The 15,266-nt window shown below is 40.2% G+C and carries 2 protein-coding genes; both read left to right on the forward strand.

What is annotated here, in order from left to right:
- Window positions 1-87: 87 nt before the first annotated feature.
- Window positions 88-9,573, forward strand: a complete 9,486-nt coding sequence (locus IPO46_10825) for a DUF2341 domain-containing protein (protein QQS62574.1) — start codon at window positions 88-90, stop codon at window positions 9,571-9,573.
- A gap of 256 nt (window positions 9,574-9,829) precedes the next feature.
- Window positions 9,830-15,256: a T9SS type A sorting domain-containing protein gene (locus tag IPO46_10830; GenBank protein QQS62575.1), complete on the forward strand. Its 5,427-nt coding sequence runs from the start codon at window positions 9,830-9,832 to the stop codon at window positions 15,254-15,256.
- The last annotated feature ends 10 nt before the right edge of the window (window positions 15,257-15,266 follow it).

Here is a 15,266-nt window from a genome sequence, read left to right on the forward strand (position 1 = left end):
AACTATTCGTTTAGTTTTTAGACGCATTTTATTATCCATGTTACTTTGTTAAAGCCGGCAGTTTTTACTTAAAAGAAATATTGAAACATGGAAAAGTTTTACGCATTTGTGGGCAAATTACCCTTCAACTCCAAAAGAGAAAATGGCCGTGGCCCAGTAAATATATTTTTTATTGCTTGCTTTTACTTTATTGCTGCATTATTCATGCTACTTAATAGTGCCTCTGCACAAACCTGGACGAGATCCAGGCCAATCACTTTAACTCCGGCAACAACCGTTGCAAATTACCAGGTAAAAGTTACCATTACTACGGCTATTATGGGAAACCCATATACTGATATGAATAGTGCTGGCAATGATATTCGTTTTTATGATGCTTCTTATACTCCTTGTGCATACTGGATAGAAACTTTTAGTAATGCCGGTACATCCATTATTTGGGTAAAAGTTGCTAATCCTTCCACAACAATTTATATGTATTATGGAAATGCTATAGCAACGGCTGTTAGTAATGCGGATAATACATTCGATTATTTTGAAGATTTTAAAACAGATATTTCAGGCAGGTGGACAGTGGCGTCCACTAATGGTTCTGTAACGCAAAACACAGCAGGAACAGGTACTGTAACCATGAGCAATACCAGCAATGCCGGTGCAAACGGGATAAGCAACACAAGCCCTTTTACTACAGCTTCCACATCGTTTTTTTTAGAAACCAAACACAGAGAATCTGCCTATCATCGTAACAGGATATATGCCGCTGCAGCAAACATGGGTTTTTCTCCTACAGGATTTGATTATGGATATTTCAAAAATCCTGCAGCTGCAAATACTGTTTCAGAAGTTTTTTGGAATGGTTTTTCGGGAACAAATTTGCTTACCCAAAATAATGATTATTTAACCCGTTGGTTAATTACCGATGGTTCCACTTATAATTATTTTACATACAATTGGCCAGGTTATACCGCATTAGATGCTGTGAATAGGAATACTACTGTTGCAGCTACCATACGATATATACATTTCAGGGTTACAGAAGCAAACAATACTTCCATAACAGTAGATTGGGTGAGGGTGCGAAAATCCCAGGCAACAGACCCGTTAACAACTGTGGGTATAGTTGTGAACCATTCATCCAGCCCTGCAATTACAGCTTTCTCACCGGTAACAAGTGTATGTGTAAATACAGATTTCACCATTAACGGTACAAACCTGGATAATGCATTTTTGGTAACCGTTGGTGGAACGGCAGTAAATATTGTAAGCAATTCCAGCACCCAAATTGTTGCCAATAGCGCTACTGCATTATCGGGTACAGTGGTAGTGCAAACGCCATTGGGTGCAGTGAGCAGCGCTGCATCTTATACTATTGATGCTTTGCCTTTAATAGGGCCTATTTTGGGTGGAGCCACAAATGTTTGTGTAGGGAGCAATAGCCCTGCATTTACTAATTCCAATGCAACGGGAACATGGTCGGTAACCAATGGTACAGGCCAGGCTTCAATAAATACTTCGGGTATATTAAATGGAATTAGCCCGGGAACCGTTACAGTAAATTATGAAGTTATAAATGGCAGATGTACATTGGTTAATAATAAGGCTGTTAATATTGTAGCACTACCTGTTGCTTCGCTTACAGCAACGGAAACATCTGGCATTGCATATGACGATAATATTATTTGCCAGGGAGATAATGTAAGCTTTACTGCAACTGCAGGTTATACGAACTATGCATTTAAGCTAAATGGCATTACCGTACAATCTGGTTTATCAAATACTTTTAATACCACGGCATTAAACAATGGCGTAGTGGTATCGGTAGAAGTAACCAACAGCAACTCTTGTGTAATTACTGCAAACAGTATTACGGTTACCGTAAATCCCATTCCATCTGCTTTGATGAATGTTACCGAAGGCTCAGGCATAATAAATGACAATGCTATTTGCGTTGGCGCCAATGTAACCTTTCAGGCAACGGCAAATGCAGGCGCTACATTTGTATTTAAAGTAAATGGAATGCCAATGCAATCTGGCACATCAAATATTTATAGCAGCACAACTTTAAACAATGGCGACCAGGCTACCGTTGAAGTAACTAAAAATGGTTGTACAGCAGTTTCAGCAGTTGAAACCATTACGGTATATCCTTATCCTGCAGGAACATTGGCTTTTTCAGAAAATTCGGGCACTGCAAATGATGGCTCAATATGCATAGGATCAAATATTACTTTTACGGCACCACAAAGCGGAAATAACAATTTTGTATTTAAAGTAGATGGCAATATAGAACAAGCGGGCGCATCAAATATTTATAGTACTACTGCTTTAACAACAGGCCCACATTCGGTAGTAGTGGAAGTAACCAGCGTAAATGGTTGTACAACAATTTTTGATGCAGTACTTATTGTAGTTTATAATTATCCGGTAGTAGCCTCAATAACAGGGCCGGTACAGGTTTGTGAAGGCAGCTCTGTAACATTGGCCAATGCAACATCTGGTGGAAACTGGAGCAGCAGTAATCCTACAGTGGCAACAATTAATCCTTCGGGTTTGGTTTCGGGTATTTCTGGAGGTACAACGGTTATTAGCTATAGTTTTACAACAAATGGTTGCGAAACAATTGTTACTTATAATTTTACCGTAAATGCATTACCCACAGGTGTAATTACCATCACAGAAAATTCGGGCATTACAGCAAATGATGGAATTATATGCTCCGGTGATGGAATAAATTTTACTGCACCTTCAGGATATAGTAATTACCAGTTTTTTTATGGCTCCATTGAAGTATCCAATGGCCCGTCAAATGTATGGCCTCCTGCACTTACAACCGGAGGCCAGGTATCTGTAGTAGTTACTACTTCGGCTGGCTGTATCGCTTCCTTAGGCCCGGTTAATTTTAACGTAAACCCTTTGCCAACCCTTTCTTCTATAACTGGCACAATGAACGTTTGCGTAAATGCAATAACAGATTTGGATAATGCACAGGCAGGTGGTGTATGGAGCAGTTCAAATACCACAATTGCTACTGTAAATCCTGCAAATGGGGAAGTAACCGGAGTTTCGGCTGGAATGGTTAACATTAACTATACATATACCAATGCCAATAATTGTTCAAGCAGTGTAAATACAATAGTTACTGTAAATGCATTGCCTCTTATTACCCTTAACGGACCCAATCCAATTTGCCCGGGGTCTACAAACAATGTTTATACCACAGAAAGCGGGCAGGCAAATTATGTATGGACTATAGTTGGCGGTGTAATTACCGCAGGCGGAACATCTACCGATGATAACGTTACCGTAACCTGGAATTTAACCGGAACACGAACCATCTTTGTAAATTATACCAATGCTAATGGTTGTACTGCAACTACATCTGCAACAATAACCAATGCACCAAGTACGCCAGCACCTTCATTAAGCGGGCCTTCGCCTGTTTGTTTAAACAGCACTAATAATATATATACAACCGATGCAGGAAAAATTGATTATGATTGGACGGTTACCGGTGGTATTGTTACCGGCGGCGGTACTGCTACCGATAATACCATTACTATAACCTGGAACACTATTGGCACACAAAGCGTAAGTATTAATTATGCAGATGCAGGCACCGGTTGCCGCAGTGCAAACCCTACAATAAAAAATGTTATTGTGCATCCATTACCGGCTGCAACAATTTCAGGAACGGCAGCAGTTTGTCAAAATGCAAGTGGAATTGTAGTAACCTTTACCGGAAGCGGTGGCACTGTGCCCTATACTTTTACTTTTAATATTGATGGAGGCGCCAGCCAAACCATCAGTACATCAATATGGTCAAGTTCGGTTAGCTATTTTGTGCCAACTGGTACACCGGGTATTTATAATTATAACCTTGAATCGGTATCTGATAATACAGGATGTTCAAACGTACAACCCGGAACAGCAACTGTTACAGTAACCGCCCAACCTAATGCATCTATTGCTTATGCCGGAAGCCCTTTTTGTACAACATCAACTCCTGTTTCTGTAAACCAAACGGGTACTGGCGGCGGCTCTTACAGCAGCAGCCCGGCTGGTTTGGGTATTAACGCTTCAAGTGGATTAATTACTCCGGGTAGCAGTACCGCTGGAACTTATACCGTAACTTATAGTGTTGCTCCTGCCGGAGGATGTTCATTATATACAACAACTACGCAGGTAACCATAACACAGGCAGTAAATCCTGCTACTACTATTTCTTATCCTTCATCCGGAAGTTTCTGTTCAAATGCCTCTTTACAAAATGTAACTATTTCCGGTACTTCTGGCGGAACCTTTTCTTCAACTACAGGTTTAATTATCAATGCATCAACAGGTCAAATTGATCCATCTGCAAGCACGCCCGGAAATTATACGGTAACTTATGAGATATTACCTGCAGGAAATTGTGCAGGCTTTATAACAACCACAAGCGTTTCAATTATACAGGCGCCATCTGCAAGCGCAGGAAGTAATATGCAAATTTGCTCAGATGCCAGCAATGTAACAATTGGTGCAAGCGCATCTGCTTTAAATTATAGTAGTGTATTATGGACAAGTAATGGAAGTGCAGGTACAATTACCAATGCAAGTTCATTAAACGGAGCTACTTATACGCCAAGTGTTGCAGACATAGCTTCAGGCGGTATTATCCTTACATTAATCATTAATGGCAATAGCCCATGTGCATCGGTACAAAGTACAATAACTGTTTCTATAACAGGAGCTGCAACAGCGGTAGCAGGAATTGATATACACGCTTGTGCCGGTTTATCAAATGTAAATATAACAGCCGGTTCATCTGCAAGTAATTATTCTTCTGTAATGTGGAGTGGAGGCGCCGGTACATGGTCCAATGCTACATCACTTACTACAGCAACCTATTCACCAACAGCTGCAGAACAATCTGCCGGTAGTGTTTCTATTACTTTAACCGCAATTGGAAACAGCCCATGTGGTAATGCATTTGTTGTTAAAACAATGTATATTCATCCTTTACCTACAGTGCCGGTAATTAACCCGGCCAGCCAAACGATGTGCCAGGGTTCAATACTCCCTGTAAGTTCTACCACGGTAACCACATCAGGCTCTGCAACCGCATCATCGGGCAATATTAACCAGGGTATACCTGATTTTAATGCAGGGGGAAGAACTTCAAATATAGCAATATCAGGCATTCCTGCCGGAGCTATAATTGATAGTGTACACGTTGGTTTTAATATAACTCATTCAAGAGATGGTGATATCATTATTAATATTAAAGCACCCAACAACAATGTTTTAAATTTAGTAAACCGCAGAGGAGGAAATGGCGATAATTTTACCAGTACAATTATAAGCAGCGAATCTTTAAATCCTGTAAATGCCGGTGCATCGCCATTTACCAGTACTTACTCTGCCGATGCTGCTTTAGGGGTAGGAGCAACAGGCAACAATTCTAATGTTGCAGTATTTAATGGTTTATATGCTACAGCCAATGGCAACTGGACATTTAGCGTAAGAGACGCAAGGCTATTTCAGGGTGGTACGTTAAACAACTGGAACCTTATCATTTATTATCACACTATTGCACCTGCACCAGTAACCTGGAGTCCGCAAACAGATTTATATACAGATGCTGCAGCAACGGTTGCTTATACCGGATCAGCAATTGCAACAGTTTATGTGAAACCTTCTACAGCAGGCAATAAAATTTATACGGCTACAACTACAGATGGATATGGCTGTACACGTGCATCAAATTTTAACCTTACTGTAAATCCCAAGCCTGTAATTAGCATGAATGCAGATTATTGCCTTGTACCCGGCAAGGTAAGAGTTAGCGCTACTGCATCACCTTCGGGTACTTTTTTGTGGAGTACCGGAGCAACAACTAGTTTTATTGATGTAGATGAAGCAGATGATTATTTTGTAACGGTTACCACGCCTCAAGGTTGCCAATCAACTTCTTCACTTAGTGTAGCACAGGAATTAGTAGTGAATGGCGATTTTACCGCAGGCAATACCGGTTTTTATACCGACTATACTTATGTACCTCCTCCCGGAACACCTACGAGTTTATATCCCGAAGGGTATTATGCAATTGATGTAAATGCACATGATTACCATAATTTATTTTGGGGTAAAGAACATTCTACCAATGCTCAAACCGGCAATTTTATGATTATTAATGGATATCCGGGATCTTCAACAGCTGTAATTTGGGAACAAACCGTTACCGTAAAACCCAATACCGATTATTATTTTAGCGCCTGGGGAATGAACCTCAATCCTGCCTTGCCTGCAAAACTTCGCTTTGAAGTAAATGGGGTTCAAACTGGGGTAGTGGCTGATTTAAATCTTGCACCTAAGCCTACAAATGCCGGACAGGTAAACATTAATAACTGGATAAGGTTTTACAGTAACCCAACCTGGAACTCCGGTTCGGCAACAACGGCAGTTATCAGGATAATTAATTTAAATCCAGCACTGGGAGGAAATGATTTTGGTTTAGATGATATTTCTTTTGGTACATTATCCACATTTATTAAAGGGCCGCAAGTGGTTAATAGCGATGTTCAAAATAAATGTGTAAACACGCCAATTGATGAAATTTCTTACCAGGTAGGTACCGGTGGAACCGGACCATTAATTACGGGCTTACCCCCCGGTGTAACCACTTCATTTAACGGTATTACGCTTACTATTAATGGTAGCCCTACAGTACCCGGAATTTATAATTATAAAATTAAAACGCAGGGAAGTTGTAACCCCGATTCTGCAGTAGGAGTAATAGATGTGAAACCCGATGCCACGCTTTCACTCAATTCCGGTAGCAATAACCAGGAAATTTGTTATAATACTTTTTTAAGTCCTGTAACTTATGCAGTAGGTGGTGGTGCAATATCAGCCAATGTATCCGGCCTGCCTACAGGTATTACTGGTAATTATAGTAATGGAACATTAACCATTTCGGGTATTGCTTTACAAACCGGGAGCTTTAACTTTACTGTAACCACTACAGGTACCTGTGTTCAAAAATCCGAAAACGGGCAAATAACAATTTACCCTGTAACCGTTGCAGGCAACCTGGCCAATAAAGTAATTTGTAATGGAGGTAGCGGAAGCTATACCATTACCGGTATTACAGGCTCGGTAAAAAGATGGGAGTCATCAACCGATGATGGTGTAACCTGGGATACCATAAGCAATACAACCAATACGCAAGGTTTCTCCGGTATTTCTCAAACCACCATTTTCAGGGCGGTTGTGCAAAGCGGTGTATGTACAGAATTATCTTCTACTGGCGGTAAAGTGGGCATCCATAATATGTGGGAAGGAAAATACAGCAGCGATTGGAACGATCCTTTAAACTGGAGCGATGGCGCTGGAGCAAATAATTCATTATGTCCTTCTGTAGTGATTCCGGTAATACCAACAGGTTATTTTTACCCGGTATTAAATTCCGGCACACCCAACCTTATTGTAAATTTAGATATTAAAACTGGCGCTTCCGTTGTAATTTCAAATGATGCTATGCTGCCCATAGCTGGTGCAATTACCAATGCAGGTAGTTTTGATGTAACCCATGGCGGTATTAACCTCAATGGTATTTCAACTCAACTTGTTAGCGGCAGTATGTTTTTAAACAATACTATTAAAACATTAAAATTTGAAAATAATGTAAACATCACGGCTGGTGCAGGTAATATGCTTAATGTTACCAGCCTTGTAGATATTGGCCTGGTAAATAATAAAACCCTGCAAACAAATGGTAACCTTACTTTAAAATCAAGTGCAGCCGTTACAGCAAGTATGGGGCGCATATTTGATAACAACCAGGTATTGGGCGATGTTACCGTGGAAAGGTATATTCCATCAGGAAGAAAATGGAGATTTTTAGCGGTACCAACCAATACCACACAATCAGTTAAAGATGCATGGCAGGAAGCTGCAGCCACAGAAGCTTCAAACCCGGTACCGGGATTTGGCACACAAATAAGCAGTTATTTCAGCAACCCTACAACTTTAGGTTTTGATGCGTTTTCTCCAGGCGGGCACAGCATGAAGTATTGGAACGAAGCAACACAACAATATATTCCTCAGCCGACCACCAATGTTACGAATATCAACAATAGTAAAGGATATATGATATTTATAAGGGGAGACCGTACATCCACAGTTTCTGCTCCCACAAGTACCACTACGGTTTTAAGAACAAAAGGCCCGCTTAAATCCAAAAACCAGTCGGTTAGTTTTTCAAGTGTGCCTATGAACAATTTTGTATCGGTAGGCAACCCTTATGCATCGGCTATAGACTTAAGGCAAATTGGTAAAGTAAATGTGTCGGATGTATATTATGTGTGGGATCCCAAGCTTGGAGGCTCTTATGGCCTGGGTGCTTTTCAAAAAATAACCGTTACCGGATCTTCCTTTACCATAATACCCGGAGGTGGGAGCTATATTGGTTTAACCGATCCAAGGGTGGAATCTGGCGCTGCATTTTATGTACAGTCTGCCGGTACAGGAAATGGTTCTGTAAACTTTACGGAATATGCCAAAACTACAGGCAGCCGTGAAGTAAACCGTAATGGAAACCTTACCGACGACAGGAAAATATTAAAGGTAATATTGGAAACCGATGAAGGAAATGTGGTAAGCAAACTGGATGGCGTAATGGTAGAATTTGGCGACATATACAGCAACGATGTAAATGCAGATGATGGCGCTAATATCTCCAATACAGGAGAAAACCTGGCTATTCAAAAGCCTTCAAGGAACATTAGTGTTGAAAGACACGCACCGGTAATTGCGGAAGATACTATAAAGCTCAATTTTGTGAGGCCAAGGGCACGCAATTATCGTTTTGTATTGGATATGCAAAATATGCAAAACGGCTTACAGCCATGGTTAATAGATAATTTTACCCAGGTACAATTGCCAATTGAAATGGATGGCGAAACCCTTTACAATTTTGCTGTAACAACTGCCCAGGGTGCTTCTTCACCTAACAGGTTTATGATTATTTTTAAACAGGCAGTAACCCTGCCGGTAACATTTATACAAGTTAATGCCAAAAGAAATGCAGACCGTACAATTGCCGTAAACTGGAAAGTAGCCAATGAAATAAACATTACAAAATACGAAGTAGAAAGAAGCCCGGATGGGATTATATTTACAGGAATCCTCACATCGGATGCAAACAATGCATCGCAATATGCAAAAACCGATTTAAGCCCTTTTGCTGCGGTAAATTACTATCGTATTAAAGCATTTGACTTAGATGGCTCGGTGAAATATAGCCCCATTGTAAAAGTGGTTGCCGAAGGCCAATTTCCCGTTATAGCCGTGTATCCAAACCCGGTAAAGCATAAAGAAATGCAATTACATTTTGAAAATGTACTACAGGGTAAATACAGGGTACAGGTATTAAATGCAACCGGGCAATTGCTGGTTGCCGAGGTATTAAATGTAACCGGTAATACCATTAAAATGATGCCACTCCATAAAATAGCTTCAGGAAATTATACGGTTACTGTTTTAGATGAAGCGGGAACTCAAATAGCTCAACAAAATATTTTTGTTGAATAAAACTGTCCCTAACTTTACATGAATAATAAAGGGCAGGATTGCCCTTTTTTTATTTGGCGCAATTAAATTTTTAAGAAAACCACAGGTAAGATAACTTTTCTGCAAATTTTGTCGTCATTTTAGTAGTGTTTTTGTAAAAAAATAATTTGATAAAATTAGATTGCTATTTTCCATTTTAATTGTATTATTGTTTATTCCGTTCCCCTGCAAACAAGCATTATTAATTTGTTGTTCAATATTTTAAACGCTTTCATGTATGGGGAAAAATTTACGCCTTATTGTGATTACTTTATTGGCTTTAAACATTTATTCAGCCAATGCACAGGTTTCCAGTTATCTTTTTGCACAATCCAACGACAGCTATGTACCTATTGTAGCAAATGCAGGCACTACACCTGCAGATATTTTTGTTTCTACATGGGATGATTTGCAGAATGCAACTGCAATAACTTTGCCGTTTCCGTTTATTTACAATGGTACTTTACATCCAACGGGCACACCTGTAGGCATTGATACCGATGCCTGGATAGCTTTTAATCCCGGAACCATGACCGGTAATTTTGCTGGAGGCTCATGGGTTAGCATAGGAGACCAAACCGGCGTGTATTTATATGGTACTGCCAATAATAATGGTTTTTCAGGCTTTAATGGTGATTTGCACCACCGTATATTTACAGATATTGTGGGTAACCTTTCCAGCGGCAGCCCTATTATCACAAATATTGCCGGGGCAGAGTTTGATGATATAAGAATTGGTACCCGTATAGAACATGCAAATATTCCCAATGGAGCGGTAGTAAGAGCTTTTAATACCTCAACAGGAACCATAACGATGAGTGCAAATGCAACGGCAAATGCCAATAATGCAACTTTATCTCCGAAGTCAAGTATTTACTTTAAAACCATTGGAACCTCACCCAACAGGCAATTGGTAATACAATGGACGCAAATAAGGAGGTTTGGAATTGGATATGAAAATACTGATAATTTTAGCTTTCAAATGATTTTGAATGAAACTAGCAACAGCCTCCAGGTGAGGTTTGGTGATTGTGCTTCTTCTTCTGCAACCAATTTAAATTTACAGGTAGGTCTCAGGGGCGCAACCAGCGCCGATTTTAATGCAAGACAATCCTCCACAGGCTGGCCAGGCAATATTGCAGCAACAGCAAACAACCAGCACATTGTTTTAAATAATACACTTGCGCCTTCTTCCGGTTTAACTTTTACCTGGTATCAATGTGTTACTGGCCCGGGAAATGCAGGAGCAATAAGCGGCAGCAGCCCAGTATGCCCAAATTCCAATCAAACCTATACAATTCCGGCTGTTTCTGGTGCAGCTTATTACACCTGGACCTATTCGGGTACAGGCGCAACTTTCTCTGCTACTACATCTTCACCAAGCAATATTTTTACGTATGCATCAAATGCAACCAATGGCACTATAACCGTTACTCCTGTAAATGCATGTGGTACTGGATCAGGTTCAACTAAGCCCATAACATTAACCGTTGTTTCGCCCGCATCTATTAATTATACTTCAGGCCCAAATTTTTGTCCTAATCATTCCCCGGCAAATGTTACTTTTAGCGGGCCAGCAGGTGGTAATTATACCGCTACACCTTCGGGGCTTACGCTCAATGCTACTACCGGTTTAGTTACGCCATCTTCCAGCACTTCTGGTAATTATACCGTTTCCTATAATTATTCCAGTAATGGTTGCCCGGTAAATGCTACCGCCAATGTGAACATTAAGCCCAATGTTCAAATTACTTCATCAGCTACTCCTGCTACAATTTGTGGCTCAGGAAATGCACAATTAAATGCCCTTGCAGATGGTGGCAGTAGTTATTCTGTATCGCCAATTACACATAATTTGTTAACTCCTTCGGGCTCACCAACGGTTATTTACAATAGTTATACAGATGATGGTGTGTCTCCGGCAATACCTCTGCCTTTTACATTTAATTATTATGGCCAAAGCATCACACAATTGTTTGCGTGCACTAATGGTTTTATTCAACTACAAAATTCTACAGGTAGTTCCCTTACCCCGCAAACTTTGCCGGATGCTACTGACCCAAATAATATTATTGCGCTTGCATGGGATGATTTGGTGCTTGACCCTGACGACCATCCCGGTGCAAATATGAGTTGGTTTGTAAACGGCGCTTCACCAAACAGGGTAATGGTAGTTGCATTTACTACTTTAAGATTTTTAGGTCTATCAGCAAGTACAGTTACCGGGCAAATAAGGTTGTATGAAAACGACAACCATATTGAAGTGCATGTAATGACCGATGATTTAGGCAATAATTATTCTAAAACACTGGGTATAGAAAATAATACAGGAACTTTGGCAGTAACTCCTCCAGGCCATAATAATACCGGCTGGAATGCTACCACTCCCGAAGGATGGAGTTTCACAACATCTAATTATACTTACAGTTGGTCACCCGCAACTTTTTTAAATAATACCAGCATAAGTAATCCACTTGCAACAGCAGTAAATGCCACTACTAATTATACAATAACCGTAACCAATACCACTTCGGGCTGTATTAATTCCGCTAATGTAAATGTATCTTACAACAACCCAAACCTTACTTCCACAACGCCAGGTAGCCGTTGTGGTTCAGGCACAGTTGTGCTTAGCGCTACTGGTTCGGGTAATGCTTTAAACTGGTATAATGTTTCCTCTGGTGGAACTTTATTATTTTCCGGGGCAAGTTATACAACGCCAATTATTAGCAGCACTACTAATTACTGGGTTGCTGCTGCAGATGGGTCTGTAAATACCAAAACAATTGGCGCAGGCGCTTTAACCGCCGACCATTCCAATAATGTAAATCCATTCAGGTATTATTTTGGCGCCAGAAAAATACAATATTTAATACCCGCAAGCGAGCTTATTGCTGCAGGGTTAACAGCAGGGCAAATTACCACTTTAGCGCTGGATGTTGTTACTGCTGCCAATACTTATAATGGCCTTGCCATAAGTTTAAAAAATACAGCTACCACCACACTTACGGGTGCTATGGAAGCTGGAACAACACAGGTTTACGGGCCAATAAATTATACGCCTGTGGCAGGTATTAATAATTTTGCTGCTACAGGATTTTCATGGGATGGAACATCTAATTTGCTAATTCAATTTTGCTGGGGAAACAATAATACCGGCGGTACTTCAAGTACAACGGTACGTTATGATAATGTTAGCGGTTATTCTGCATACAGAACCGAATATTACGATAATTATACGTCTGCAACTATTTGTGCTCTTACAACCAACTCTATTAATTCAAGTACAAGGCCAAAATTTATTATCACTGCAAATAATTTTTGCGAAGGAACAAGAACAATGGTTACCGCAACCATTAGCCCAAGTAATACCTGGCTGGGTGTAGATAACAATTGGCTTAATACTGCAAACTGGTGCCCGGGTGTACCAACCAACACTACTGATGTTACCATTCCCAATGGTGTTGCTAACTACCCAATCATAACTACTGCTACACCTGTTGTAAGAAGTATCATTATACAAAACGCTGCCAATGTAACCATTAATTCAGGTGGCCGTTTGAGGGTTTATGGTAATATAAATAATGCCGGTACTTTAACAAATAATGGTACACTGGCAATGACAGGTTCAGCAACACAAGGTTTTCCCGGGCCTGGCAATGTGCCACCTATGAACATACTGGAAATAAATACCAATACTGCTGCCACTACTGCACAATTAACCAAAGCAATAACCATTGCCGGAGAATTAAAACTTACAAGAGGGGTTTTTAACCTGAGTAGTTTTGATGTTACCTTACAATCTGTTGCAACGGGCACTGCAAGCGTTTCAGCAATTGGCGCTAATGCATCTATTGCTTACGGCGCTGGCAGGTTTAATGTAGAACGTTATATTTATTCGGCACGCAAATGGCGCTTTTTAAGCATCCCTACCATTCAAACCCAAACTATAAAGCAAGCCTGGCAGGAAAATCAAAACCCCGGCATAAATGGCGGCCCTGCAGGTTTTGGAACAATGGTTGGCTCTTATTTTGCTAATCCCACAACGCTTGGTTTTGATTTTGCCACACTTAACGGGCACGATATGAAATACTGGAGCAACGATGCCAGCCAAACCTATATCCCTGTGGCACAAACCAGCGATGCAATTGCTACTGCAACCGGTTATATGAAATTTATAAGAGGCGACAGGAGTGTGGGAATGGGTACAGCAATACCGCCAACATCTACAAGGTTACGTACCCGTGGGCAGTTGAAAACCGGGTTACAAACCATCAATTTTCCTGCACTTGCCATTAATAAATTTGTTGCAGCTGGCAACCCCTATGCCTCAGCAATTGATATGCGGAATATTAGCCGAACCAATTTATCTGCCATGTATTATGTGTGGGACCCTAAGCTTACAAACCCGGTAAATGGAGGCAATAATGGAGTGGGCGCATTTCAATTATTTACTTTGCAAACAAGCGGGCCAAGCAATGGTAACTATACTGTTTTTCCGGGAACCGGAAGTTATGGCCCTGCAAATAACATAGATAATAATATTGAAAGCGGCGCAGCCTTCTATCTTAAAACAAATGCTGCCGGCACTTCGTCCATATCCTTTAATGAAGCTTCTAAAACCAATGGCAGCCGTTCTGTATTTAGGATGGGAACAATGGGTGAAGGGGCAAAACTTATGAACTTCCTGGAAACATTTGACGATAATGCAGAACCATATATACTCGATGCTGTAATGGTTGATTTTGGAGAAAACTACAGTAATAATGTGGATGGAGAAGATGCCATTAAATTTAAAAATACCGGGGAAAATTTATCTATTAAAAAAGCAATAGATGAGCTAATGCTTGAAAGACATGCGGGCATTATAGAGGCTGATACAATTTACCTTAACATGGCTAATATGAAAGTGAGGAATTACCGCTTCAACATAAAGGTAGAAAATATGAACTCAGCAGGTTTAAGTGCATGGATGGTAGATAAGTTTTTACAAACCCAACTACCCATTAATTTAGAAACCGGCAGCCAGTTTAATTTTAATATTGAAAATATTGCCGGCTCCTATGCAACTGACAGGTTTATGATTGTATTTAAACAGGCAACGGTAGTTCCGCTTACATTTATTGATGTAGCAGCAAACTGGAATAATGTCAATGGCATAGAAATAAACTGGGTTACTGAAAATGAAATGATACTTTCAAAATACGAAGTGGAGCGAAGCAGCGATGGCCTTCAGTTTAATGCAATTTACAACCAACAACCATTAAATACTGGAGCAAGAGCTACTTATTTGCAAAAAGATGAATTGCCACTTGCCGGCATCAACTATTACCGAATTAAGGCGTATAATGCAGATGGGTCGGCCATTTACAGTAAAATTGTAAAAGTGCTTCCAAAGGCAATGATCAGCAGCATTACGGTTTATCCCAATCCTGTGGTGGAAAGAAATATTTTTATTAAATTTCAAAACCAGCCAGTTGGAAAATATAAAGCAGAACTTAAAGCAGCCGATGGCAAATTAATTTTGAGTGATGTAATTATTATTACCGAAGAAAATTGTATTAAAAAACTAAGCATTAAAAAACATTTGGCACAAGGCGCTTATTTTTTACGGCTGAGCATAAACGAAGAAGTTAAAGCAGATGTTAAGCTGATAGTGAAATAGCGAATTAAAC

The sequence above is a fragment of the Chitinophagaceae bacterium genome (assembly GCA_016699815.1).
In the GTDB taxonomy this organism is placed as follows: domain Bacteria; phylum Bacteroidota; class Bacteroidia; order Chitinophagales; family Chitinophagaceae; genus Ferruginibacter.

Bases quoted from the DNA above. Each gene is read 5' to 3' on its own strand.
- IPO46_10825 (QQS62574.1), top strand. From the start codon at position 88: ATGGAAAAGTTTTACGCATTTGTGGGCAAATTACCCTTCAACTCCAAA.
- IPO46_10830 (QQS62575.1), top strand. From the start codon at position 9,830: ATGGGGAAAAATTTACGCCTTATTGTGATTACTTTATTGGCTTTAAAC.